We start from the raw sequence: 26,443 nt of genomic DNA, 5'->3' as shown, positions 1-26,443 counted from the left end.
TTGCGTTTTGGAAATTACTGGGAAACTCTCGATGCACGCCGTGCCGCCTCTGCGGATTCGTCAAGTGAATGCTGCACCCCTTCGTGGCGACGGTGATTTCGTCCTGTACTGGATGACCGCGTTCCGCCGAGTGCGTTCGAACTTCAGCTTGCAGCGGGCAATCGAGCATTGCCGCCAACTCAATAAACCGCTGGTCATCCTCGAAGCCCTCCGCACCCGCTATCCTTGGGCCAGTGATCGGCTCCACCGCTTCGTGATCGAAGGCATGGCGGCCAACGAGCAGGCCGTGGCCGCTGTCGCTAATCCAGGAGTTCTCTACTATCCGTATGTCGAGCCTGCTCACGGCGAAGGCTCGGGGCTGTTGGCCGAACTTGCCAAGCGGGCCTGCGTGGTCGTGACCGATGACTTCCCCTGCTTCTTTCTGCCGACGCTCATCAAGGTCGCCGGTCGACAACTTCCGGTGCAGCTCGAAGCAGTTGATTCGAATGGCATCGTGCCACTCCGCGGAACCGACCATGCTTTCACTATGGCTTTTCATTTTCGCCGTTGGCTGCAGAAGAATCTGGCGACATGGCTAGAGAAGACCGAGTTTCCCGCTGCCGAGCCGCTTAAAGGGCTGTCCCTTCCACCGGTCAAGCCTCTGCCTACCGGCATCACGCGCCGCTGGAAGCCGGCAAACTTCCCACAGCTGCTCGCGAAAGACGGCTTGAAAAAGCTGCCTATCGACCACTTGGTTCAGCCCGGCGTAGCGCACGGCGGAACCGAAGCAGCCAGCAAGACCTTGAAAACATTTCTGAAGCAGCGTCTGGCGCGTTATGCGGATGAGCGAAACCAGCCCGACCAAGAGGCTGCCAGCGGAGTCTCGCCGTATCTTCACTTCGGCCATCTCTCGGTTCACGAGATCTTTACGGCCGCCGCCAAAGGAGAAGACTGGTCGCTCGATTGCCTGGCAAAAAAAGCGACTGGCAAGAACGAAGGCTGGTGGGGCGTTACGAAGCCACTAGAATCCTTTCTCGACGAACTAATCACCTGGCGCGAGATCGGTTTCAACTTCTGCGCGCATCATCCCGACGAATACGACCGCTACGAGTCACTTCCCGAGTGGTGTCGCAAGACGCTTGAGAAGCATGCCAAGGACCCTCGCGAACATCGCTACGATCTCGATCAATTTGAAGCCGCGAAGACTCACGATCCACTGTGGAACGCCGCGCAGCGGCAGCTAGTTCGCGAAGGTTGCATGCACAACTATCTGCGCATGTTGTGGGGCAAGAAGGTGCTGGAATGGTCCATCTCGCCGCAGGAAGCCCTGCAAACGCTCATTCACTTGAACAATAAGTATGCGGTCGATGGCCGCAATCCCAACTCTTACAGCGGCATCTTCTGGTGCCTGGGCCGTTACGATCGTCCTTGGGCCCCCGAGCGCCCGATCTTTGGCATGATTCGCTATATGAGTAGCGACAACACTGCTCGCAAGATTCGCGTCAAAAATTACCTGCGGCAATACGGACCGAATGAAAGCCTGTTTTAGTGGCTCAGTCGCAAGCTGCAGATTTTCTTGATCGCGGGAATAACCGCACGGCACTCCCTCGAATCGAATGCCAAGAACACTGAGCGGTTGCTCAGTGTAGATGCCAGATTTCGCCGAGCGTCTTTCGCTCACCGCTTGCCAGCTATCGCTGCGCAATTGTTGTTCAGCAGCGCGCCCCGCCTGCTGTCAGCGGTCGTTGTCTTTTGTGCAATCAAGGGAGTCTTCGTATGCGCACGTCAACCGCTACACCTGATTCGGAAGACTCCGAGCTATCGGCGCCCTGGCACAACCGCTTTCTCTGGGTTACCGCCGCTCCCAGTTGGCTCGTGAGCACGATCGTGCATTTCGTACTCCTCATCATCCTGGCGGTGATCACAGTTGCACCGCCGATGGCCAGTGCACACTTGCAGATTTCTGCTTCGCCTACGGCACCGCCAGAGATCATTGAGCCGTTCGAAGAAATCAAGCCAGAACTAAACCTCACCAACACCGAACTATTACCCATGAACCCGGACGTCACCGGGGCGGAAAACTTGCTCGAAGCACCGGAGGTCCCCTCTCTCACATCCGACGCTAACGCCAGCGAAGGATTGACCGACATTAGCGACATTGGTGAGGAGGTTATGCCCAAAACCGGTTCGCTACGTCCTATCGGCGGATTCAAAGGGACCGGCCTGGAAGGGCGAATGGAGGCCGGCAAATCTGCTGCGGCGAGAATCAGTGGAGCCAACGACGCCAGTGAAGCAGCGGTTGCTGCCGCTTTGGAATGGCTCGCCAATCATCAGCTGCCGGACGGTGGCTGGAACTACGATCACCGCGTTGGTCCTTGTGCTGCTCGCTGCAATGGTGCGGGCAACCTCACCGACTGCCGCACCGGTGCCACCGCTCAAGCGTTGTTGCCGTTCCTCGGTGCCGGTCAAACGCACAAGACGGGCAAGTACAAGAAAAACGTCGAAGCCGGTCTGTACTTCCTCACTCAGCAGATGAAGGTCAAGCAGCAGATGGGTCTGCAATGCGGCGACCTGGCTCAAGGTGGCGGCAGCATGTACTCGCACGGTATGTCTTCGATCGTCCTGTGCGAAGCCTACGCCATGACCCACGACAAGGGCCTCATGATGCCCGCCCAGTTGTCGCTCAATCACATCGTCTATGCTCAAGATCCCGTTGGTGGCGGCTGGCGTTATGCTCCGCGCACACCGGGCGATACCTCGGTCGTCGGTTGGCAGTTGATGGCTCTCAAGAGCGGTCACATGGCTTACCTGCAAGTTCCGCCGGGAACGATCGTCGGTGCCAACAAGTTCCTTGACTCCGTCATGAGCGACTATGCCTACTACGGCTACACCGATCCAGGTCGCGGCCAGGCCACCACAGCCATTGGTATTCTCTGCCGCATGTACCTGGGCTGGAAGAAAGATCACCCGGGCATCGAAAAGGGAATTCAGTACCTGAGCAACACCGGTCCTTCGCCAGGCAACATGTACTTCAACTACTACGCCACGCAGTGCATGCGTCACTATGAAGGCGAGCTGTGGGACAAGTGGAACGTCAAGATGCGTGACTCGCTGATCGCTTCGCAAGAAAAGGCCAACCACCTGAAGGGTAGCTGGCTGATGAAGGGCGATCACGGCAGCGAACGTGGCGGTCGCCTCTACTGCACCTCGATGGGCTGCATGATCCTCGAAGTCTACTACCGCCACATGCCCATCTACGGCAAGAACGCCGCCGAAGACGAGTTCCCACTGCGAGATTAATCGCGGCGACTAATTCGACTCCGGATTCGGCTCGCCGCCGATCTGCGTCACGAGCGATTGAAACATCGTGCCAATCTTCTCCAGGCGTTTGGCACTCGCGTCACTCAGTTCTTGTAAGCGCTGGTTGGTTGCCGTCGACTCTTGTCCCAAGTGATCGAGCATCTCGACCAGCTTCAGCAGCATGTTGCTCTGGGTGGCAACCACTTGTTCCAGCGTTGCGATTCTCTCTTCCATCGTCTTTTCGCTCACGAAGGGGCTCCTCTATCCGTCACGATTCCATGCAGAATTGTTCTGCATTGGTTATACTGCAAATCCCTTCCGGTTCCTTCGATTCCACCGCGATTCCAGAGCCTGTGAGAACGCCAGCGTGCGACTTCGTCCTTCCTCCCCTTTGTTATCAGCGGCATGCCTACTTTTGACGGTGACTGGCATCCTGCTGCCTATTGATGAACTCGTTGCGGCTGAGCCGACTTACTCGAAGGACATTCGGCCGATTTTGTCCGCGCGCTGTGACAAGTGTCATGGCGTTGACGAGCAGTCTGCCAATGTGAACTTTGTCGCGATCACAGACGATAAACTCGCCGCTCGCCAACGCAAGCTCTGGCGGAAAGTGATTGCGCAATTGGAAGCAGGCGACATGCCGCCCGCCGATGAGCCGCAACTCCAGCCGGAAGAGAAGGCGCAGCTGTTAATGTGGCTGAAGCGGGCCGTCGCTGAAGTCGATTGCAACGATCCGGCCAATCGCGATCCTGGTCCGGCGATCGTGCGCCGACTCACGCTCCCGGAGTACAACCGTACGATTCGCGACCTATTGGGCTTTGAGTTTGACGCTGCCGCCGCTGTAGGGATGACCGCCGATGCCAGCGAAGGAAACAGCTATGGCAACCTGGCGACAGCTCTTGAACTACCTCCCGCACTGCTCGAAAAGTATTTCGCGGCTGCCGATCAGGTGCTCGATCGCTTTTATGGAACTGAATTGAGTTCCACGGTCGCCGGTCATATTCGCGAGCAAGCCCGCGCGAGCCGCGAGCAACTGTTTTCGCTTAAGCCCGGCGATTGGCGAGCCGCCGACTACGTGGTCGCTCCGCCAACGGGTAGTGAACCGCGCACTGCCGCTCGCGAACTGATCGCGGGGGTTGCTCGGCGCGCCTTTCGCGGTCAGGCGACCGCTGACGATGTGGAGCGACTGCTGCAGCTTTTCGATCGTGCCACAGCACAGCAAAAAAGTTATGGCGATTCGATTCGCATCATGCTTAAGGCCGTGCTGGTCTCGCCGAAGTTTCTGTTCCGCATCGAGCAAGATCTGGCCACAGCTAAGCCCGGCGAGATTGTCCCCGTCAGCGATCATCAGTTGGCAACCCGACTTTCGTATTTTCTGTGGTCGAGCATGCCCGATGATGAACTGCTCGATTTGGCAGACCGCGGCAAGCTGACTGCGTCTGGACCATCGACGGAAGCAATCAAATTCGGTGGCAAGGCGATCTCGGCTGCGGGTTCCGAGTCTCATCAAGGGAACAATCGCGACAAGGTTTTTGACGGCGATTTGACAACACAGCTCGATGGTCCCAATGCCAACAGCTATTGGATCGGCCTGGATCTCGGCAGCGTGAAACCAATTCAGCAACTTCGCTTTGCCGGGCGAATTGGCTACGAGCAGCGACTGGTAGGCGGCAAGTTTCAAGCTTCGAGCACCGCTGACTTCAGCGACGACATTGTCGATTTATTCACGGTGGAAACAGCTCCGCCCCGAGGATGGGTAAAGCACGATCTGCCCAATGCCGTTGAGCGACGCTATGTCCGCTATGTGCCGCCGAAGAACTCCTTCGGAAACATCGCCGAGTTCGAAGTGCGCGGACAATCGCCAGGGACCGTTCTCGAACAACAGATCCAGCGACTGCTGGCTGACCGTCGTGCCAAAGCGTTGACAGACAACTTCGCCGTCCATTGGCTGCAAATCAACAAGCTGCCCGTTGCTCGCCCGAGCACGGAGTTCTTTCCTGAGTTCAATGCCAACGTGCGGCAGGCGATGTTCGAGGAAACAACTCTGTTTTATGATTCGCTGCGGCGCGACGACCGCAGCGTGCTCGAATTGCTTGATGCCGATTACACCTTCGTGAACGAAGACCTCGCAAAGTATTACGGCCTGCCGGCAGTGGTCGGCAAAGAATTGCAACGCGTGTCGCTGCAACCCGGCGATCACCGCGGCGGCCTGCTCGGCATGGGCAGCGTGCTCGCGGTGACATCGCACACCTCGCGTACCAGTCCCACGATGCGCGGCAAGTGGATATTGGAAGTTGTCTTCGGCACGCCTCCTCCTCCGCCACCTGCGAACGTAAGTCAGATCAAAGAAGAGACCGGCAAGAACAAGAAGGATGCCGAGACGTTTCGCGAAAAGCTGGCGCAGCATGCCCACGACGCTGCTTGTGCATCGTGTCATAAAAAAATGGACCCGTTGGGCTTTGCACTCGACAACTACGATGCCGTGGGCCGCTGGCGAACGAAGATCGGCGATCAGGCGATCGATGTCTCGGGTGAACTGCCATCTGGGCAAAAGCTCAATGGCGTGGATGACCTGAAGAAAGTCATGCTCGCTCGGAAAGACGAATTTGTTCGCAACATGAGCGAGCAAATGCTCACCTACGCCCTCGGCCGAGAGTTGGAAGACTGCGACGATTGTCCGGTCGGGCAGATTGCTGCTCAATTGCAAGCCGACGATCATCGGTTTTCTTCTCTCGTAACCCAGATCGTGAAAAGCTATCCTTTTCAATACCGCCGCACCCATTCCGCTCCCTAGACAGTACCTGCCGCTTGCGAAAATGCTATGAAGCCAACGTCAACAATCTCTCGTCGCACAATGCTTCGCTCAGCAGGAGCGCTGCTCTCGCTTCCATTCTTCGAGTCGATGTTTCCTGCGCGAGTCGCGGCCGGCAAAGAGATCGCCAAGCCACCAGTGCGCTTTGGCATCTTCAGCGTTACCGGAGGCACGGTTCTCGAATCGTGGAATCCTACTGATGCTGGCCCGCTGACGAAACTCCCTTCGATCCTCCGGCCATTGGAAAGTTCCAAAGACGAGATCACGGTCATCTCGGGACTATCACACTCGGGACGGTCCGACAACTTGAACGCCCACGAGCATTGCGCCCTGCTGCATCTCACCGGGGCAACTTCGGTCAAGAAGGAAGGGGGCAAGTTTTTCGCTGGCATCTCCGTCGATCAGGCCGCGGCGAATGTGATTGGCAAAGAGACTCTGCTGCCGTCGATGGAAATCGGCCTCAACGGGGGCGAGAAGAATTACTCGTTCCGCTCGCGCGACTCGGTCGTTCCATATGAGGGAAACCCAAGGCTAATTTTCGATCGCATGTTTCGTGGTCGCCAGCCTGTAGCGCCCAACTGGGCACGCCGCGCGGCCGACAAAGCTTCGACAGCGGAGTCGCCAGTCAGCGATTCGCTAGACCGCGGAGTGCTGGACCTCGTCCTCAGCCAGGCGAACAACCTGCGTCGGAATCTTGGTAAAGGCGATCAGCAAAAGCTCGATCAATATTTGGAATCGGTTCGCTCGGTCGAGAAACGCATCGCCTTCACCGAAGCTCGTCAACGGCAGGATCTGCTCGACCTGGCAAGCCCCGGTTCGTCCAAGCTCACACTCCCCGAATCGCTGCCGAAACCAGGCACACCCATTTGGGAGATTACTCGCCCCACCGATCAAGACCCTGCGCGACATGCCGACTATATTCGTCTGATGGCCGACATGCTGGTGCTGGCCTTCCAAACCGATACGACCCGCGTGGTGAGCATGGCGGTGGGCAACGACGACTGCATGTTCCCCGGCGTGGTCACGGTCGGTTACGAACGACATTGCCACACGCTCGAGCATCAAGGAAATGCGTCGCGTCCCGCCGATGCAGACCCCATTGCCCGCGAAGCGTGCCGGCAGATTCATGCCTGGTACACGCAACTGTTCGCCGAGACGGTCCGCAAGCTGCAAGCCATTGATGAAGGGGGCAGCACCCTGCTCGATAACAGCGTCCTGCTTTACACGTCTTACATGGCCGATGGTGGTCACGGCCGCGATAGTTATCCCGTTGCACTAGCGGGCAAAGCCGGCGGACTGCTGAAGGGCGGTCGGCATTTGGCGTTTGAGAAGAAGGCACCGATGTCGAATTTGTATTTGGAGCTGCTGAATCTGCTCGGGGTCAAGGCGGAGACATTTGGGGATAGTCATACGTCTCGGTTTGCGGGGGATTTGGAGGGGAGATTGCCGGGGTTGGTGTAGGGAGAGAGGGAGGGAGGAGAAGCAGGGAGGAAGAGTGGGAGGGGAGGAGGTTGGACCACAGAGGCGCAGAGTTCGCGGAGTAGGAGTGGGGAGGAGTGGGGAAATGTTTGTGGCAGTGGGTCATCGCGGTTTGAGAATGACATCGAAGGATGGGTTCGAGTGGGCCAATGCGCAGACGGGTAAAGAGGGGGAGGTCTATCGCGCGATCAGCTTTGGGAATGGTAAGTTTGCGGCGGTAGGGACGTTTGGTGGCGCGAATTTGTTTGCCGCGACGGCGGATGGAGTGAGCTGGCAGACAGGTTCGCGCGATGCGAAGTATGTCAGCTATCTGCGCGGGATCGGGTTTGGCAAAGAGATGTTTCTCGGGCTGGGCGGCGATCCTGGTTCGGTGGGTGATTCAAAGCCCTTTGTAATGACCTCGACCGATGGTCAAACTTGGAGCGAAATCACGCCGATTGCCGGTCGGAACATGCTGCGGCGAGTTTGCTTTGGCAATGAGCGATTTGTGGCCGTGGGTGACCGCGGTCGGCGGGCGGCATCGAAGGATGGCAAGGAATGGACCGACACGCCGAATGTGAAAGCCATCGATACCCTCATCGATGTCACCTTTGGCAAAGACCTGTTTGTGGGCGTGGGTTTGCATGGGCTGCGCATGAGCAGCGAAGACGGCATCACTTGGTCAGAACGATTGGTGGGTGAAGAAGGGGAGCACATCAATAGCGTGCTCTGGACCGGCGAGCGATTTGTCGCCGTGGGACAAGGCGCGACCTATGTCTCGGCCGACGGTCGCAAGTGGGAACGACAACCGAATACGAATTCGCCGCTGATAGCCATATATGGTGACAAGCAGTTTGTCGGCGCGAACTGGCGCGGTCGGCTGTTGCACTCCAAAGATGCGATCACCTGGCAGGACAGCTTTCAGTCAGAGCATCACGTCGAAGCGTTGGCATTCGGTTTAATTTAGTCCGTCTGCTGTCGCTCGGTGTGTCCGGGCGTCGAGCGTTTGTTCTATGATGGCTTCATCACCTCAAGACAAAGTTCAATAACCTGACGGACGGACGTTATGCACAGCCTGGAAGAAATTCCAGAAATCCGCGGACTCGATTCTCGCCACGGATTGGTGCGCATCCCCGACGAGATGGACGTGCCGATCACGCCGCGCGTCCGGCAATTGATTGACACCGCCGAGTTTCATCGGCTGACGAAGATCAGCCAACTAGGTCTGGTGTCGCTCGTCTATCCGGCTGCCCACCATACGCGTTTCGAGCATTCACTGGGTGTCTATCGGAATGCGTTGCTCTACCTGCGGCAACTTTCGGCCGATGAGCGGTTTCATAATGCAATCAAGCCGGCAGATGGCGAACTGCTGATTGTTGCTGCCCTTTTGCACGACCTGGGACACTGGCCCTTCTGTCACCCCATCGAAGACATGAAGTTGCCCGGTGTACCGACGCACGAACTGTTCGCGAACAGCTTTTTGCTGGAAGGGGAGATTGCCGACTGCTTGCGTGATGATTGGGGGATTCAGCCACGCGACGTTACTGTGATCCTCTCGGAGAAGCCGCGAGATACGCGCCAGCGCATCTTAAAGAGCCTGATGTCGGGGCCGATTGACATCGACAAGATGGATTACCTGCCGCGCGACAGCTTGCATGCCGGTGTTCCTTACGGCCGCAACTTTGATGCTCAGCGACTCATTGGCAGCCTCTGTTTGAACCAGGCGGGCGATGGCCTCGCACTCACCGACAAAGGTCGCACCGCGGCCGAGATGATGGTCTTTGCGCGCTACGTGATGTTCAGCGAGGTCTATTGGCATCACACGGTCCGCTCGGCAACCGCGATGATCCAGCGCGGGTTTTATCTGCTGCACAGCGAACTCGACCTGGACTCGCTCTTTCGCATGGCTGAGCCTGCGTTCATTCAGCAAGTGCTCACGGCCTCGGAACGTCATCCCGCCAGCGACCTGTTCAGTGGGCTGTTCGGCCCGACTCGCCGGCTCTACAAGCGAATTGCTGAGTTCAGCTTCTTTCAGAAGCGGCCGTACTACGAACAGTTCGCGCGCCGACCGTACATGTGGCTCGCCGCCTGCAGCGATCATCTGGCCGAGATCTTGAGCCAGCAAGTAGGCCGGCGCATCGCGCCGCACGAGATCCTGTTCGACGCGCCGCCGGTCAAGCGCGAGGTGGAGTTCAATGTTGAGATCCACTTCGCCAAGGAGAACACCTATCGCACGCTGGGTGAAGTGTCACCGGTAGTGAAGACACTGGCCCAAAGTCAGTTCGACGATTACGTCAAACGCGTGCGCATCTTTGTGCATCCTCGGCTGCAAGACGATCTAAAGCAATGCTCGCTGGACCCAGCACTTGATGAAACATTGCGACGGATGAGCTAACAGAACTCGCGAGAATTTCGGAATAAAATTATCACGACATACTTGACAATCGACGGCCGCTGTGGGCTAATACCTGGACGCTCTCAAAAAATTTGGTTGTTCATCGATCAGGTCGCAATGTGTGACCAAGCCACGCCGTTCTTGACGCGTCGTTGCTGGTACGGACAGGGCTGCAGGCGAGATGGCCGCCTGTCCAAGAAACCGGACGGTTGTTGGACAGAAAGGCGTAGTGCGAGAATTGCGACAGTAAACGCAAGTGCCTTGAGTGCAGCAACTTCGAGCGAAAATCGAAAAGGAGTGCGTGTCCAATAACCTGCCGGGTTGTTGGACAAATAGAGATAGTTGGTCGACTCGGGTTAGCAGAACTTGGTGCCGGTGCTGCTTTTGGTGTCGCGCGAGGGCGAACTGTTCGGGCTGTGAACGTGAACCACCACGTTGTGTTCGTTCCGGGCCAGCTGCCGCAACAACACGGCATCGTTGGGGACGGCTTGCAACTGAAACGGTCGTCGTGGCGACAGCCGCAATCCGGTCGAGAGCGAAACACCCGCCCGGTCTTCCGCCGGCAGCAGTTGCAGCACTGCTTCGATCAGTCCATCGAGCGGTTCATCCGCCGCCAGGTACACCGGCTGACCAGCTGCCAGAGCCCAGAGCAGTTTTTCGCAGGTCGCTTCTGCCAAGGTGGAGGCGAGCGACTTTTGCGCTGTCGTTACGCCGCCGGTGGCACGACCGACGAGTCGAAAAGTATCGAGCGATTCTGGAGGCTCGCGCCGCGGTTGTGTTCGCCCGGCACCGCGAAAGGCCCGCAGGATCGTGAAGGGATTGAACTGAAACAAGGCGAGTGCCTCGGTCGGCAGAATGAACGAATGGGTATAGATTCGCCCACCCGCGCGACCACTGTATTCGGTGCCAGCCAGTTGCGTGTAGCCGATGCAGACCAGATCGCCTTCGAGAGCATGCACGTTTACGCTGGTGCGGCCGAGACGAGTTTCGATCGCATCGTGGGCGGGCCCCCAGTTGCTCAATTGCTGAGCGAGCGAGTCATCGATGCCGCTGCTACGCGAGGCCAGCTGATAGCCGGCCATCCGCTCGCCGCGCAGGCTGGTGAAGATTGCTTGTTCGACGCGAAAGGTCATGAGGGTTGCTTTCCACCGGGCTATTTCAGAACTACCGCGTCACTTCTTCGAGCAGCCAATGAAAGGGCTCGACGACACCGCGGGGCTCGACACGCAGTGGCACGTGAATGCGGCCGCGGCCTTCCAGGCGATAGCCACACGCGCCGGCGACACCGGCGGCAAAGAAGGCGTGACGCTTGAGCCGCTCGCGACATTGTACATACAGGCCCGGAGTGTGACGGCGAGCAAATTGCTGCGGATCGTCAAAGCAATGATCGCACTGATCGGCTTTGGTGAAGACGAGTGCCACGGCTTTGCTGGCCCACCCCGTCTTTTTGTCAGCTTGCAGTTCGCACAGATAACTAAGCAACTTCATCGCGCGAAAGTCTTCGTCGGCTTCACCGGCCTGGCAACGGAGGGCATCGATCAGCACGAGCACGCCGGAGCACTTGCCGAGAAACGCGCGAATCACCGGATAGGTATTGGGGTGATCGATTTCTTCGAGGAGCGCTTCGCCGGCGAGGTCGGGCAGAATCAGCTCGACGGGTTTGAGCTTGCGGCGCAGGATCTGGCAATGGACCCAATTCCAACGATCGGGCTCGTTGGGGGTCTTCGCGGGGAACTCGCAGCGGGCCAGGGCCGCCATTGTTCGCTCTTGCAGGCCGATGGAAAAAGCGCCCCGTGCGAGCAACTGCAAATCGTCGCGTCCCTTCGAGAGCATGTCGGCGAGCATGCCGAGGTAAACCGTCTTGCCGGCACCCGAAGAGCCAATCGCGGCGACCATGCGTGGATGGATCTTCTGCGAGTTGGCCTGATGGACCAACGCCATCGGCGCATAGCAGTGCCGGCACAACTCCGCGTCGAAGTTGTTGCCGCCGCCGCAAATGTAGCAAGGGCACGAGACCGTGTATTGGGCCAGGCGGTAGGAATCGAGTTCGATCTGTCCGGTCGCTCTCATGCGGCGGCCTCCTGTTCTTCAGTCGCAGAATCCTGATAGCTGGCGACGTCGCAGAAACCGACGGCGCAGCGGAAACCAATGTTGTGCTTGCGAGCCAGCGGGCTTTCGCCACTTTGGAAGTGCAGGTGACATTGCGAATCGAAGTAAGTATCGAACGCACCGCCGCGGATGCTACGCATCGGCGTCGCCGTCTCGATCTTCAGGTTCGCGAGGTCCCACACTCCAAAGCTGGTGCTGGTCCACTCCCACACGTTGCCCACCAACTCTTGCACGCCCCCAACGCTCGCTCCCAGCGGTCGACCAGTTGTACAAGTGGTGTCATCTTTGCCGCTGCCCCAAACGTGGACCAACGAACGGTCGAGCGCATCACCCCACGGATAACGCCGCTGTTGGGGCGAAGCGTTATCGGCCACGACGGGCCACGCGCCGGCTTTCACCCATTCGGGATCTGTCGACAGTCGCTTGCCGGCCCAACGTGCGTAGGCGGCCGCTTCGTACCAACAGATACCGACGACCGGGTGCTGCCGCTTCTCTTCCGTCGGATGGCCGTGCTTCCAATATCGCGGCCCCGAGAGGCCAGTCGAATCGACGAACCCAAGGACGGCGGGCCAAATGGTCGCGTCCCACAGGTTCATCTGTTCGTAGCCGCCATCTTGCACGAAGCGCAGATAGGCTTCGTTGGTGACGGGGTAACGATCGAGGAAATAGCCGTCGACTTCGACGATCCGCTCGTTGCGGACAAGCTCTTCTTCGTCCATGTCTTCGAATCGCCGCGGTCGCATGATGACCGGACCGCCCGGAACACAAGACATGTGAGTATCGAGAGCTGCCTCGGCGGCATGCAGTTGGTCTGGCTGCAGATTGTTGGCAATCTGCGGACGCAGCAAGAGCGAATAGCGACCTTGCGTGAGCATCCGCTGAACTAGGTCGCCCTCGGGCTCGGCGTCTCGTTCGGTCGCGGCCATCAGGCTGGTGAACGAGGTATCGGCGTTGATGCCGGGCGAGTGAGGGCTTGTAAAGCGACGCCCGTACTTATCCCAAGCCAGATAGCCAAGTCCAGCCATCGCTCCGGAGGCACCCGCTGCCCACTGCTCGCTTTGCCAGGCAAAAGCGAGGCAAGCAGGGACGGAAGCGCCGGCCGCCCAAGTGGGCCAGCCTTTCAGCAGGTTCGTATTCAACTCAAGGTTCATGGGCAACTCCACGCACGGTCGCACGCACGCACAAGTGATCGGGAACTATTTCTTCTTCCGCCGCTGGGCAACATCTTTTTGCAGCCTAGCAAACTGAGCCATCACCGAGTTGACCACCGGGTCAGCAGGTGGAGGTTCGGCGGAACTGGGCTGGGGAGTTGTCACATTCATGGCAGGGGAAGTGACATTGGGTCCAGCTGGTGGCGCGGTCATGCGCTCGAAAGGCTGGCTCTTGCGGCTGAGGGAAGAAAGTTGACTTTCGATGACCGACTTGAGCTGACGGAGTTCGTCCGAAACGTCGTCGTGCTGTTGGGCCAGTTGGTCTTGCTGCTCGGCTACCACTTCCTGCAGTTCGCAGGCGCGAGTGCGGACCAGTTCCAATTCGCTTTCGAGCCGATCGCGTTCGCGGAGGACTTCGCCGTGCGATTTCTCCAGCGAGCGTTGTTCCTGGCGAATGGCTTCGAGTTGGGTTTGCAGTTCGTTTAACTGGTGGGACGAGATGCCCGAGCCTGTTGGTTCGGAGGCTACGACGGAGACGCGACCCACGGCGTCTGCCAGTTCGGTGCGAGTCGAAAGTACGTCCTTCCGCACTGCTTCGAGTTGTTCGAGCACCGCGAGCCAAGATTCGTCGGAAGAGCCAGCCGCAACCGGCGTTTGGCCTTCGGAAAGTTGGACCGGCGGGCGAGATTCGAGTTCGCGGATTCGCGACAGCATCTGCTCCCGCTCGGTGAGCGCCAGAGACAGTTGCTGAGCTGTCGTTTCGCGATAGCGATCTTCTCGCTCGGCTGCTGCGAGCCGCTCTTGTTCGATTTGTCCGCGCAGTAATTGCAGTTCGCCAATCGCAGCATCGAGACGAGCTTCTTGATGTTCGAGCTGATGGGTCAGCCGGCCGCTTTCTTTCCGCTGCTCGGCCAATTGGCGGCCCCGTTCGGCGAGACGAGCCCTGGCGTCGTCGACCTCGGCCATCTTCAGTTGCAATTGCGAACGCAGTTGCTCGACATCGGCGAAGACGTCGGTCATCAAGCGGTCGAACGACGAGAACTCTTCGCGGAGCTGTAGTGCTACGGCCCGCAAGGGTTCGCCAGCCGTCGGCTGAAAACTGGAAAGTGCCACGATCGGCCCGTTTCAGTGCTGTGGACGTAGCGTCAGCCCGAAGGGGGCAACTGTCGCGAAGTCCGAATGGATTGAGATGAGACCAGCGAGAAAAGGTGCGGTTCGAAGCCCGCATTTGAAACCTAGGTCACGAATGGGCACGAGGCAAATCGCCGATGACGGCTGTGCCCCTCGGCAAGGACATGCGTGCAAACGTAGCGGCGTTTGCCGACAATAGAGGTCGTAACGCCTCTGCGGCACTTCGCGCAGCGGTACGGAAGGGGTAGTCTTTCTAATTGGTCTAGCACGGACCTTTTGCTGGTTTTTGATCACGATTTGGACCTCGGGTGTCATCATGATGCGGGCGATGCGAATGGCGGATTGGTCTTCGTTGGCGATGTTCGTTTTGGGAGCCAGCACGCTGCTGCTCACCGGGTGCCCTACCTCAGAACCCAAGCAGCCCGCGAGCGGCGACCCGCAGGTGCCAGAAATCTCGACTGGCGAAACCGCTGACGCGGCGAAGGACGATCCTGCTGCCATCGAAGCGTTGAAGGCAGCTGGCGCGACACTCAAGCTTGGCAAAACTGGCAATGTTGGCGAGGTAACGCTCGCGCGAGGCAATAACGACGATCTCAAGCACCTGGCGCAGTTGCCAGATGTAACTGTGCTCTCGGCTGAAGTTCGCGGCATCACCGGCGAAGGTCTGGCTCACCTCAAGGGGCACCCGAGCTTGAAGGTGATTCGCCTCGAACAGAGTGACGTCAAAAATGAAGACGCCGAACACTTGATTGCCATTCCCAACCTTGAAGAAGTCGACCTGAAGAAAACCGACTTTACCGCTGATGCGTATGCCACGCTGGCCAAGAGCAAAACGCTGAAAAAGATCCGCGCTCCGCAAACGGCCTTCGACAACAAGTGCCTCGAAGCGATTGCGGGCATGAAGCAACTTGTCGCCCTTGATCTGACCGATTGCAATCTCGTCACGTCCGAAGGAACCGCGCCCCTGGCCGGCCTCACCAATCTCGAAATGCTGAAGCTCTACGGTCGTAGCAACTTGGACGACCGCGTCATGGATCACATCGAAAAGCTGAAGAAACTCAAAGTTCTCGGTCTGGTGCAAACCTCAGTTACCAAGGCTGGACTAGAAAAACTGAAAGAGCATCCCAACTTGAAGGAACTCGATCTGTACGGCTGCGTTGCTGTAAAAAGTGATGCCCTGGAAGTTCTGGGTACCATTCCAAACCTGGAAATTCTCGGCCTGCGCGAAACGGCCGTGAAGAACGACGGCATGGAGCACCTTACGCCACTGAAGAAGTTGCGCGAACTCGATCTCTCGGAGTCGGTTGTTGGCGCGGGCAAGAATTTTGAGGCGATCACCAAGATTCAGACACTCGAAGATCTCAACTTGTGGCAAACCAGTTTTGGCGATGCCGACTTGCCGGCAGTGGGTCAACTGAAGAATCTCAAGCGGCTCAACCTCGATAAAACTGAAGTCACCGACATGGGCCTGGCCAGCCTCAAGGATTTAGAAAATCTTGAGTATCTGCATTTGGGCAATACAATGATCACTGATGCAGGTCTGGCTGAACTTCACAACCTGAAGAACCTCAAGCATCTCGTCGTGACGTTTGTCGCTGGTATTTCGGACGACGGCATTGCGGAACTGCAAAAGGTAGTGCCGAACTTGAAGCGCATCGACCGCTAAGACGGTTCGGGTAATACGAATGACTTCGTGGACTGATCTGAGCGAGTGGAGCGCTTCGGAAATTGCCCGGCGTATCACTGCTCGGCAGATTTCGGCCCGCGAAGTTTGCCGGGCTTATGTAGGTCGCTGCGAAGCGGTGAATCCGCAGATCAATGCTTTTACCTGGAAGCGGTTCGAGCAAGCGATCAGCGAGGCCACTGTCATCGACGAGCAGATTGCTCGCGGCGAATCGGTGGGGCCACTCGCAGGTGTGCCGATCACCATCAAAGACTGCTTCCACGTCGCAGGCTCGACGGCATGTATCGGTTTGTCGTCGCTGAAAGATGAAGTTTCGCCAGAGACCGGCGTGCTCGTGAAGCGACTGCAGCGAGCAGGTGCAGTGATCCTCGGCAAGACTAACGTACCTCAGCTGATGATCTTGCATGAGTGCGACAATCCGGTCTTTGGACGAACGAACAACCCATGGAATCTTGAGCGCACTTGCGGCGGCAGCAGCGGTGGCGAAGCTGCCATCATCGCGGCCGGCGGTTCGCCCTTGGGACTCGGCAACGATCTCGGCGGCAGTATTCGCATTCCGGCACACTTCAGTGGCATTGCTGGGCTGAAGCCCACGTCGCGACGCCTGACCAATGCTGGAATTCGCAGTAACTTTCGCGGCTTCGAAGCCATCATTGGTGCGGCTGGTCCGCTCGCACGGCACGTCGAAGATTTGGATCTCGCGCTGCGTGTACTCGCCGATCACTCCGATGGCGAATCGCTTCACGAGATTGAACCATGGCCGCTGCATGACTTTCGCGAAGTCGATCTTAGTAAGCTTCGAATCGGAATCTGGCTCGAAGATGGATATCTACCTGTCTCGCCTGCCGTGAAGCGTGCAGTTAAGGAAGCTGCGGCGGTGCTTACGAAGGCCGGAGCAACCGTAGATGAGTTCAGGTTTGCGCACGGTGCAGAAATCCTGGACCTCTATGTCGCGCTCATCGAAGCAGACGGCTGTGCCGATCTTCGGCGAATTGCCAGCGATAGCAAACTCGATTGGCGAGTGAGTCGAATGATGATGGCCGGAGGACTGAATCGCCTCTCGCGAGCGGTGCTGGTAACCGGCATGCGCTTGCTAGGACAGAAGTATCTGGCCCAGTTGTTTCAGGAAGCCAGACCGCGCTCGACCGATGAGTTTTGGAAGTTGGTTCGCCGCCGCGATGAGTTGCAGGCGTCCTTCCGCGATCGCTTTGCTGCCGGCAGATTCGATGCAATTCTGTCACCGCCCCACGCCTTACCCGCACCCCAACACGGCAAACCGATCGACTTGGTCTCGGCGGCCAGTTGGGCATTTCTCCCGAATCTGCTTGGCTGGCCCGCGGGGGTAGTTCTCGCGACAACCGTTCAAGCGGATGAGCAAGATTCTCGCCCCGCCAGTCGAGATCAGGTCCTAAAGCAGGCGAAAGCTGTCGATGCTGGCAGTGGCGGCCTGCCTAGCGGCGCGCAGGTATTTGCCCCTCCTTGGCGGGAAGACACGGTTTTGGCGGTGATGGCCGCCATCGAGCGAGGTGTACCGCGATTAAGGGCGACTATTTAGACGTGCCTAGGTAGCTTATGGAATTAAGTCAACCAAGCCGGGGGAGATTTTCGGAAATTTCTGGAAAATGACGCTGGTATTTGTTCTGCGGGAAGGTGTATAACTTCCGTTGGCCAATTGGTTGACGAAGCTGTAGCGTTGGTTCTGTCGAATCTGTAGCTGCTCCCTCCGCCTGTTCCGTTTGGCGGACCATGAATCGGTCCCTTTCATCGGTCCTGAAAGTTAGCGAGGACCGGAAGTTTTTTGTCAGGAGTTGAGCGGTGGCAATGAAGTTGTATGTCGGGAACCTGAGTTACGGCGTAACGAACGAGAAGCTCGAAGAGCTCTTCTCGGCGTACGGCCAAGTTCGTAGCGCCCAGGTAATTCAGGATCGCGACACTGGTCGCAGCAAAGGTTTCGGCTTCGTCGAAATGGCTGACGACAACGCTGCCCGTGAGGCCATCAAGGGTCTGCACGAACAGCAACACGACGGTCGCCCACTGACTGTCAACGAAGCTCGCCCACGTGAAGATCGTGGCGGCGGCGGTGGTGGTGGTTACGGTGGTGGCGGCGGCGGTGGCGGTCGTGGTGGCAGCCGAGGTGGTGGTGGCGGCGGCTATGGTGGTGGCGGCGGCGGTGGCCGTGGCGGTTACGGTGGTCGTTAAGCTGCGATCGTTTACGACGCGCCTGATAGTTGTCTACGATTAGAGACTTCGATTTCGAACCTGCTATCGTAATATTTTCAACACCCGCTCCTGAGCTTCAGCAGCGGGTGTTGTTTTTTGATGTCGCCTGACCTGCTCGCCATTGCCAACAGCTCTACCAGCCAGATAATTGGCTAGTGTCTCGCACAAGTTGGTTCCACTCGCCCTGGTAGCTCAGTTGGATAGAGCAAGTCTTTCCTAAAGACTAGGTCGGAGGTTCGAGTCCTCTCCGGGGTACTTTTCCGTCAACGGCACGGGCGAAGTTGCAGCCCGGTATATTTCATACTGAATCTTCGCAGTTCATTGATCTGCGGCCATCCGCCTCAAGGTCGATCTCTCCGCTGCGGCATGAAGCCCAACCACGGCTGCGTTATTTTCGCTCCCACTATCGGCGGGTTTGCGCAGTCGGAATAGTCTTCCTTGACGCAGCAAATCCCCAATGTAGATTTCTTTACGTACGGGGCAGTTCGCAAACAATCGCCTATCTGGCCAGGGTGTTTGCGGATCGTACTTCTCAGAGACAGCAAGCGACACCGCGCGCTTGGGTCTACATGCCAGATCCCACCTCCACCCATCCCGCCTGAAAACTTGTCTGCGCCACCACTCTGCGCAGCACTTGCCGAGAGACACGTATGTTTTGCGAAGATAAGGCAATTCTGGATGCTTTCGTTGTTGAATCGAAAGAACATCTCGCGGAAGTCGAGACCTTACTGTTGGCCATGGAAGCCGGTGGCGAGCATTGCGATATCGAAGCCGTGAACAGCGTGTTTCGGGCGATTCACTCCATGAAGGGTGCCGCTGGTTTCCTGGGCCTGAAAAAGGTCAACGATCTGGCGCACAGCCAAGAGAACGTGCTCAACAAGATGCGCCTGCGCGAGTTGACGCCCACTAGTGAAATCATCGACCTCCTCTTGCGATCTGCCGACTTGCTCCGCAGCTTGATGGAAGCCATTGGTAGCAACAACCAAGCCAAGCATGATTCCTACGATATTCGTCCGTACGTCTCCGCGCTCGATCAATTAAACGACCAAGGTTGCGGTCCTGCAAAGCAAGTCAGCGACCCGACGAATCGGCCTGTGACGACGCCAGCACCGAGCCAAGCTGTTACCCCAGCAACAATTGCAACCGCCGATTCGCCCAATGCCAGCGAGGCACACATCAGCGACGCGAGTATTCGTGTATCGGTGAACGTGCTCGACAAGCTGATGAATTTGGCTGGCGAGTTGGTGCTCAGCCGCAATCAACTGTTGCAAACCATGGGAGCGACCAATCATACCGGTCTTGAGGTGACAGCGGCCCGCGTGGACCAGGTGACGAGCGAGTTGCAGGAAGCCATCATGCAAACTCGCATGCAGCCTCTCGCACAGATTTTTAATCGCTTCCCCCGCGTGGTTCGCGACTTGAGTGCTCGCCTGGGTAAGCAGGTCGACTTGCAGATACACGGTAAGGAGGTCGAAGTCGACAAGACCATTATTGAAGCCATCGGCGATCCGCTCATTCACTTGGTGCGCAACTCGCTCGATCACGGTATTGAAACTCCGGATGTCCGCACACGCCGTGGCAAGAAGGCCACGGGTACGATTTCGCTCGAAGCGAGCCATCAGGCAGGTCGAGTTAACATCGTGGTGCGTGACGACGGCGCCGGTATTGACGCCGCGCGGCTTCGTTCCAAGGTAGTTTCCAAAGGCATTCTCTCCGCTGAACAAGCGGCCGCCCTTTCGGAACGGGATGCCATCGAGTTGATCTTTCATCCAGGCTTCTCTACTGCGGAACAAGTGACCGACGTCAGCGGTCGCGGAGTCGGTATGGATGTGGTGAAGTCGAATATCACACGGCTCGGTGGTACTGTCGAAGTTGTGTCGCGACTGGAACGCGGCACCGAAGTTCACGTTAAGCTGCCACTCACTCTCGCCATCATTCCCTCGCTGATCGTTCGCGGCGGTAAGCATCGATTCGCAATCAGTCAGGCAAGCATCCACGAATTGGTTCGCATCAAGGCAGCGGAGATTGCCGCTCGTGTGTCGATCATTAAGGGCGCAGAAGTTCTGCTCCTGCGAGGCAAACTGCTCCCGCTGGTTCGTTTGAGCCAGGTCTTTGGACGACCCATTGCCGAATCGTCGCCACATCGTGCGCTGGATGTAATCGTTGTCGAGACCGGCAGCTTTCACTACGGGCTGGTGGTCGACGGCCTACACGACTCGGAAGAGATCGTTGTCAAGCCTCTTGGCCAGCATTTGCAGTCGTGTACCTGCCTGGCAGGTGCAACCATCCTGGGCGACGGCGAGGTGGCCCTGATTCTGGATGTCGCAGGCATTGCCATGCACATGAAACTGACCAAGTCGGCCGATCGCGACGCAGACACGCAGGAAGCGGCAACTCAAGCAGTTGAAACTCAGTCCACGCTGATGTTCACGAATCATCCGTCGGAGACGTTTGGCATTCCGATGGCCGTCATTCGCCGGTTGGAACGTGTCCGGATCGACCAAGTCGAAGTGATCGGCACGCACACTGTGCTGAAATACGAAAGTGCCTCGCTACCGCTGATTGCCATCGAAGATCACATCGCCGCCAAACCGCGACCGGAACAGCCCTGGATCTATGTCGTGATTTTTGACTTCAACGGCAAAGAGTTGGCGGTGACCGTCCCCAACCTGAACGAGATTCGCGAACTTCCCACAGCCCTCGACACTCGCACTTTCCGTCAGCCCGGCGTGATTGGCTCCGTGGTGTTGGATAAGTTGGCCATCCGCCTGCTCGATGTATTCGAGTTAGCTGCCCTGGCTTATCCACAATTGGCCGTGAACATATCGTCGAACTCGCCTACCAAGCAGCCACCACGCACCTACAAAATCTTGCTCGCTGAGGACTCCGCCTTTTTCCGATCGCAGGTCATCGCCTTCTTGGAGAGCAAGGGCTACGAAGTCGTCGGCTGTGAAGATGGATTGGAAGCGTGGCACATTCTCGAAGCTGGCGATGAAGCATTCGACCTGTTGCTCACCGATATTGAGATGCCCAACCTCAACGGTTTCGAACTGTGTGAACGAGTTCGTCAAAGCGACAACTGGGGCGAATTGCCCGTGATCGCTCTAACATCACTCGCCGGTCAGGAAGACATTCAGCGGGGCCGCGATGTCGGCATCGACGACTATCAGGTCAAGATGGATCGTGATCGTCTGTTGGCAACCGTTGCAAAACTGCTGAAAACCGCGAAATCTCCCGAGCGAAATGCTGTGCTCGTTTAGCACGCCCAGTCATCGCCGTTCCACCACATTCACCCCATAAAGCTACCGCTATGCCTACTTCGAACATCAATCAGCCTGTTTCCGGCAGCGAACTTCAGTTTGCCTCGTTTCAGGTCGGTGACTTGCTGCTGGGGATCGATATCCACCAAGTGCAAGAGATCAATCGCAATCTGAATCTGACTCCCGTGCCGCATGCACCGGACGCGGTTCAGGGCGTGATCAATCTGCGCGGTGAAGTAGTAACCGTGATCGACCTGCGCCGCGTGCTTGGCCTGCCAGCTGCGGAGTTCACTCGCTCGACTAGCAACGTCATCATCAAGCACACCGGCGAACAGGTAGGCCTACTCGTCGACAAGGTCGCCGAAGTCATCACCTGCCACTCTGTCGACATTGATCCGCTCCCTGAGAATCTGGGCGGTATCGATAGTTGCTTCTTCAGCGGAGTCATCAAGCTCCAGCAACATCTGTTGGTCGTGCTCAATGTCACTCAAGCACTGCAATCATTGGCTGAACCTGCAGTTGCATAGTTGTTTATCGTCAATCAATTCAGTATCGGTTTTCAAGGGGCAAGTATGTTCAAGTGTCAGATGTTTCAATTCAAAAGTCTCAAGACCAAGCTCTTATGCTGGTTTCTCATCCTGGGTGTTGTACCGGCAGCCGTGGTCGGTTCAGCAGCCTATTGGCAGTCGAGCACAGCGCTCAAGACAGCCGCCGAAGAGAGTGCTGTGATCCTAGCCGAAGACACGATCGACACAATCGATCGTTCGATGAGCGAACGCTATGGGGACATCCGCATGTTCAGCGGATTGCGCGGTGCGAAAATGGAACCGGAGGCCGTCATGACAGATATGGACCGACTCACAAAGTTGTACGGCGTGTACAGCTTAATGATTCTTGCTGACGCCGATGGCAAGGTCATCGCAGTCAATCGCGTAAATGCCGATGGCAAGCCCATTGATTCCGCTCAACTGTTGGGAGCCAATGTCAAAAGTGAAGCTTGGTTTTCCGATGCTCTTGACAGCACGGCCAAAGATCGTGCGTTTTGTTACGACATGGTTCACGATGATCGAGTGAAGACGATTTGCCAAACCGAACCGGCGACAGTCATTTTCTCGGCACCGGTTTTCGACGCCGATGGCAAGGCCATTCGCGTGTGGGCCAACTTTGCTTCGTTCGACAAAATTGCTGCCACCGTACTCTCCGAGGCTCAAGAGCGCAATGAAGCGAGGGGCCTGAAGCTTACCTGTAATGTTCTCTCCAAGAACGGCTTGATTCTGCACGATGCTGATCCATCGGTCGAATTGAAGCTGAACCTCGTTGATTCGGGGTTGCAAGCTGCCAAGATGATTTCGGAAGGTAAGACGGGAGCGACCACGGAAGTTCATTCTCGTCGGAAGGTGTCCCAGGTGAACGGAGTTGCGTCTTCGAAACCGCAAGGCGACTTCGCTGGTCTCGGTTGGGGCGTCCTGGTACGTCAAGATGTTTCTGATGCCCTCGCCGAATGCACTTCGCTCGCGTGGTTCTGCGGCTTGGCCACTCTCGGAGCCGCGGTGGTTGTTGGCCTGATTGCACTCTTCATTGCTGGTCAGATTTCACGTCCGTTGGTGCAGAGTGCGAAGGTGCTCGAGAAGGTGGCGGCGGGGGATTTGACGCAGAAGGTGACAGTGACGACGAAGGATGAAGTCGGGCAGTTGGGTACCGCGGTGAATAAGTTGACCGAAAACTTCCGCAGCGTGATTCAGAACATTCTGCAAGGGACGCAGACGTTGACCGCTTCGTCGACGCAACTGACCGCCACGGCCGATGACCTAACGCAGAATGCCAACGGCACCACGCAGCAATCGGCTACGGTCGCTGCAGCTGCCGAAGAAATGTCCACGAACATGCGTTCGATGGCTGGCTCGACCGAAGAGATGTCGACCAACGTGAAGACCGTCGCTTCGGCCATCGAAGAGATGACTGCCAGCATCAGCGAAATCGCCAAGAACGCCGAATCGTCTTCGACCGTTGCTGGTCAAGCGGCCGACCTGGCTGACATCAGCAACAAGAAGGTGGCTCTGCTCGGCGAAGCTGCCAGCGAAATCGGTAAGGTCATCGATGTCATTCAAGACATCGCCGACCAGACCAACTTGCTGGCTCTTAACGCCACCATCGAAGCGGCTCGGGCCGGTGAAGCCGGCAAGGGCTTTGCTGTGGTCGCTTCCGAAGTGAAGGAACTGGCCAAGCAATCGGCGGCTGCGACCGACAGCATTCGTCAGCGGATTCAAGCCATGCAAGGCTCGACCACCGAGACCGTCGGGGCCATCGCCGAGATCAGTGCCGCGATCAAGAACGTCAACAACGTCGCCCGCAGCATTGCCGCCGCTGTGGAAGAACAATCGATCGCCACCAAAGAGATCTCGCGCAACGTCGCTCAAACGGCCACCGCGGCCAGTACGGTCTCGCGAGGTGTGACCGAATCGGCCGCTGCTTGCCAAGAGATTACGCGGACCATCGCCAGTGTTGACTCGGCTGCCAAGAATACGGCTGCCGGGGCAACCCAAACGAAGGCTTCGGGCACGCAGCTGTTCCAACTTGCCGGCAAGCTCAACAGCCTGGTAACCGAGTTCCAGGTGTAAGGCCTGGTCGAAAGTGAACGTGTTCCTGGCGGCTGGCATTCAGCAAGCCGCTTTGGTCGAGGCCGGAAGATGGTGGGCAGCTGATCTTCCGGCCTCGGGCCTTTCTCTTCTTCTCTGTTTGATGATCGAGCTGTTATGCCTGTGCGTGTCTTAGTGGTCGACGATACCGCCATCTATCGCAAAGTGGTGACCGAAGCCCTGCGCGAGATCGACGGCGTCGAAGTGATCGGCACGGCGATCAACGGGCAGCTTGCGCTCGAAAAGATCGCGGAACTGCAGCCCGACCTGGTCACGCTCGATCTGGAGATGCCGCTGTTGAGTGGCGTCGACGTGCTCAAACAACTGCGCAAGATCGCGAGTCCCGTCGGCGTGCTGATGCTCAGCGCGTTTACCTCCGCCGGCGCTGCGGCGACGACCGAGGCCTTACGCCTGGGGGCGTTCGACTTCGTGCTGAAGCCCGCGACCGATAACTTCGTCGAGAGTTCGAGTCAACTGAGCAAACGGCTGGCCGATCGTGTGGCCGCTTTCGCACAGAGTCGCAACCTGGGTCTTACCAGCATTCGCACGCCGGTCGCAGAAGCGCCCAAGTCGCGCGCTTCCCGGATTGTCGCCAGTAACTTAACCGACCACCCCGAAGTGATCGTCCTTGGCATCTCAACCGGTGGTCCCGAAGCGCTCAATAAAGTCATTCCTCGCCTGCCGGCTGATCTATCGGCGCCGCTGTTCATCGTGCAGCACATGCCGCCGCTGTTCACCAAGAGTCTGGCCGACGATCTCAACACCCGCAGCAAGTTACGGGTTAGTGAGGCTATCGATGGCCAACTGGCTCAGCCCGGCGATTGCCTGGTCGCTCCCGGTGGCAAGCAGATGAAGATCGAGCGGACCGAGCATGGGCCGCTCGTCCACATCACCGACGATCCGCCCGAAAATAGCTGCCGGCCCGCCGTCGATTACCTGTTTCGCTCGGCCGCGCATCATTACGGCGCTCGCGTGCTGGCCGTCATCATGACCGGCATGGGGAGCGACGGCACGCTCGGTTGCCGCTTGCTCAAGCGGCATGGGGCACCGGTCCTCGCTCAAGACAAAGAGTCGTGCGTGGTGTTCGGCATGCCGAGCATGGTCATCGCCGAAGGCCTTGCTGATTGCATTATTCCCCTCGAACAGATGGCAGGCGAAATCACCGCGATTGCCCACGCTGGTAGCGCTTCCTTGGCTGGCAAAGGAGCCTGCGCATGAACCTGTCGTCGCAAGAACTGGCCGACGTCTCGTCTCTGGTGATGGAACTGTGCGGCATCCTGCTCGATGAATCGAAGGGCTACCTGATTGAGAGTCGGCTGCAATCGCTGGTCACCGAGTTCCAGTGCAACTCGTACGCACAACTCGTGACGCAAGCCCGCGTTCATCGCGATCGCGCACTCCTCACCCGCATCATCGACGCCATCACGACCAACGAAACGCTCTTCTTCCGTGATAGCAGTCCGTTCGAAGCACTGCAGCACAAAGCGCTGCCGGAACTGATCGACGCGAAGGCCAAGACCGCGCATCCCAAACGGCTGCGCATCTGGTCGGCGGCGAGCAGCACGGGGCAAGAAGTCTACAGCATCGCCATGGTGCTGAACGAACTGATTCCGAACATCGCGACTTGGGATGTGAACATCCTCGGCACCGACATCTCGGACGGGGCGCTCAAGCAGGCTTCGAGCGGCATCTATTCCGACTTCGAAATCGGCCGTGGGTTGAGCCCACCGATGCTGAATCGCTACTTCACCAAGAGTGGCAGCAACTACAAGGTGAAGGACGAACTGCGCTCGCTCGTCTCGTTCGGCAAGCAAAACTTGATGGAGCCGTTCGCCGCGACCGGTCCCTTCGATATCATCTTCTGCCGCAACGTGGTCATCTACTTCACCGCTGCCGCTCGCGCCGACATCTTCAATCGCCTCGCCCGCTCGCTCTTCACCGACGGCTACCTCTTCGTTGGCTCCGCCGAGTCCCTCTCCGACCTCGGCCCCGCCTTCCTCCCCCACCACCACTGCCGCTCCATCTTCTACCGGCCCAACCTTCCTTCCCGCCCCGCGCACGAACTGGGCGGTCGCAATGCGGCGAGCCCGCTGCCGGCAGGATTGGTTGGCGCATTTGCCCAATCACCTTGAAACAGCGATTCGAGTTGCAGCTTAGCAACGGAATTGACTCACTGGGCAAACTCCTCCTTTTGTTCCATTGCCTGCGGCACTCCGCAGCAGAGCTACAGCTGTAGGGCTTATGCAGGCAAAACGATGCTCTGCTTCATGGATCGCGCCGGCAATGACATGTTGCGTCAGGTGCACGC

At 57.8% G+C, this 26,443-nt stretch carries 19 protein-coding genes and 1 tRNA gene; 15 read left to right on the top strand and 5 right to left on the bottom strand.

Annotated elements, in window-relative coordinates; genetic code table 11:
* Window positions 1–64 precede the first annotated feature (64 nt).
* Both NA78x_RS19785 and NA78x_RS19780 read left to right on the top strand, forming a co-directional pair.
* Window positions 65–1,528, top strand: a complete 1,464-nt coding sequence (locus NA78x_RS19785) for a deoxyribodipyrimidine photolyase (protein ID WP_425614100.1) — start codon at window positions 65–67, stop codon at window positions 1,526–1,528.
* A 227-nt stretch (window positions 1,529–1,755) separates the two neighbouring features.
* Entirely contained in the window at window positions 1,756–3,279 is a 1,524-nt protein-coding gene (locus NA78x_RS19780) for a prenyltransferase/squalene oxidase repeat-containing protein (protein WP_425614099.1), read from the top strand.
* Between the two features lie 9 nt (window positions 3,280–3,288).
* On the opposite strand, the gene NA78x_RS19775 is transcribed toward NA78x_RS19780, so the two are convergent.
* Window positions 3,289–3,528, bottom strand: coding sequence for a hypothetical protein (locus NA78x_RS19775; RefSeq protein WP_425614098.1), 240 nt, complete (start codon window positions 3,526–3,528; stop codon window positions 3,289–3,291).
* Window positions 3,529–3,700: 172 nt separating this feature from the next.
* Between NA78x_RS19775 and NA78x_RS19770 the strand changes: the two genes are divergently transcribed.
* The 4 genes from NA78x_RS19770 to NA78x_RS19755 all read left to right on the top strand — a co-directional run bounded on the left by NA78x_RS19770 (window position 3,701) and on the right by NA78x_RS19755 (window position 9,944).
* Window positions 3,701–6,073 (top strand): DUF1592 domain-containing protein, encoded by a 2,373-nt coding sequence (locus tag NA78x_RS19770; protein WP_425614097.1) that lies wholly within the window; start codon window positions 3,701–3,703, stop codon window positions 6,071–6,073.
* A 108-nt stretch (window positions 6,074–6,181) separates the two neighbouring features.
* Window positions 6,182–7,552 (top strand): DUF1552 domain-containing protein, encoded by a 1,371-nt coding sequence (locus tag NA78x_RS19765; RefSeq protein WP_425614096.1) that lies wholly within the window; start codon window positions 6,182–6,184, stop codon window positions 7,550–7,552.
* Between the two features lie 136 nt (window positions 7,553–7,688).
* Entirely contained in the window at window positions 7,689–8,516 is an 828-nt protein-coding gene (locus NA78x_RS19760; protein WP_425614095.1) for a hypothetical protein, read from the top strand.
* 99 nt (window positions 8,517–8,615) lie between these two features.
* Window positions 8,616–9,944 carry an HD domain-containing protein gene (locus tag NA78x_RS19755; protein WP_425614094.1) on the top strand — a complete coding sequence of 443 codons (1,329 nt, stop codon included), beginning with the start codon at window positions 8,616–8,618 and terminating at the stop codon, window positions 9,942–9,944.
* A gap of 356 nt (window positions 9,945–10,300) precedes the next feature.
* Here NA78x_RS19755 and NA78x_RS19750 read toward each other — a convergent pair whose 3' ends face one another.
* From NA78x_RS19750 to NA78x_RS19735, 4 genes are read right to left on the bottom strand one after another with little or no spacing between them, the layout of a single operon-like run.
* On the bottom strand, window positions 10,301–11,077 hold the full coding sequence (locus tag NA78x_RS19750; RefSeq protein ID WP_425614093.1) for a hypothetical protein: 777 nt from the start codon (window positions 11,075–11,077) through the stop codon (window positions 10,301–10,303).
* Window positions 11,078–11,108: 31 nt separating this feature from the next.
* Window positions 11,109–12,014 carry a TRAFAC clade GTPase domain-containing protein gene (locus NA78x_RS19745; RefSeq protein ID WP_425614092.1) on the bottom strand — a complete coding sequence of 302 codons (906 nt, stop codon included), beginning with the start codon at window positions 12,012–12,014 and terminating at the stop codon, window positions 11,109–11,111.
* Window positions 12,011–13,204, bottom strand: a complete 1,194-nt coding sequence (locus NA78x_RS19740) for a formylglycine-generating enzyme family protein (protein WP_425614091.1) — start codon at window positions 13,202–13,204, stop codon at window positions 12,011–12,013. The genes NA78x_RS19745 and NA78x_RS19740 overlap by 4 nt, the downstream gene beginning before the upstream one ends.
* Before the next feature lie 45 nt (window positions 13,205–13,249).
* Entirely contained in the window at window positions 13,250–14,317 is a 1,068-nt protein-coding gene (locus tag NA78x_RS19735) for a hypothetical protein (protein WP_425614090.1), read from the bottom strand.
* A gap of 346 nt (window positions 14,318–14,663) precedes the next feature.
* Here NA78x_RS19735 and NA78x_RS19730 point away from each other — a divergent pair, with 346 nt between their 5' ends.
* The 9 genes from NA78x_RS19730 to NA78x_RS19690 all read left to right on the top strand — a co-directional run bounded on the left by NA78x_RS19730 (window position 14,664) and on the right by NA78x_RS19690 (window position 26,267).
* Complete coding sequence (locus NA78x_RS19730; protein ID WP_425614089.1) at window positions 14,664–16,001, top strand: leucine-rich repeat domain-containing protein; 1,338 nt, start codon at window positions 14,664–14,666, stop codon at window positions 15,999–16,001.
* Between the two features lie 19 nt (window positions 16,002–16,020).
* The gene (locus tag NA78x_RS19725; protein ID WP_425614088.1) at window positions 16,021–17,574 is read left to right on the top strand and encodes an amidase; all 1,554 of its coding nucleotides are present in this window, start codon (window positions 16,021–16,023) and stop codon (window positions 17,572–17,574) included.
* Between the two features lie 266 nt (window positions 17,575–17,840).
* Window positions 17,841–18,218 (top strand): RNA recognition motif domain-containing protein, encoded by a 378-nt coding sequence (locus NA78x_RS19720; protein WP_425614087.1) that lies wholly within the window; start codon window positions 17,841–17,843, stop codon window positions 18,216–18,218.
* 202 nt (window positions 18,219–18,420) lie between these two features.
* Window positions 18,421–18,494: transfer RNA gene (locus NA78x_RS19715), tRNA-Arg, on the top strand.
* Window positions 18,495–18,889: 395 nt separating this feature from the next.
* On the top strand, window positions 18,890–21,499 hold the full coding sequence (locus NA78x_RS19710) for a hybrid sensor histidine kinase/response regulator (RefSeq protein WP_425614086.1): 2,610 nt from the start codon (window positions 18,890–18,892) through the stop codon (window positions 21,497–21,499).
* 50 nt (window positions 21,500–21,549) lie between these two features.
* Complete coding sequence (locus NA78x_RS19705) at window positions 21,550–22,026, top strand: chemotaxis protein CheW (RefSeq protein ID WP_425614085.1); 477 nt, start codon at window positions 21,550–21,552, stop codon at window positions 22,024–22,026.
* Between the two features lie 60 nt (window positions 22,027–22,086).
* Complete coding sequence (locus NA78x_RS19700; RefSeq protein ID WP_425614084.1) at window positions 22,087–24,117, top strand: methyl-accepting chemotaxis protein; 2,031 nt, start codon at window positions 22,087–22,089, stop codon at window positions 24,115–24,117.
* Between the two features lie 135 nt (window positions 24,118–24,252).
* Window positions 24,253–25,353 carry a protein-glutamate methylesterase/protein-glutamine glutaminase gene (locus NA78x_RS19695; RefSeq protein WP_425614083.1) on the top strand — a complete coding sequence of 367 codons (1,101 nt, stop codon included), beginning with the start codon at window positions 24,253–24,255 and terminating at the stop codon, window positions 25,351–25,353.
* Window positions 25,350–26,267, top strand: a complete 918-nt coding sequence (locus NA78x_RS19690; RefSeq protein ID WP_425614082.1) for a CheR family methyltransferase — start codon at window positions 25,350–25,352, stop codon at window positions 26,265–26,267. The genes NA78x_RS19695 and NA78x_RS19690 overlap by 4 nt, the downstream gene beginning before the upstream one ends.
* Window positions 26,268–26,443 lie beyond the last annotated feature (176 nt).

Origin of the sequence: Anatilimnocola aquadivae, assembly GCF_049819085.1 — a bacterium.
Lineage (GTDB): Bacteria > Planctomycetota > Planctomycetia > Pirellulales > Pirellulaceae > Anatilimnocola.
The sequence above is the reverse complement of the archived record's forward strand: the minus strand, read 5'-3'. Positions and strand labels throughout refer to the sequence as shown.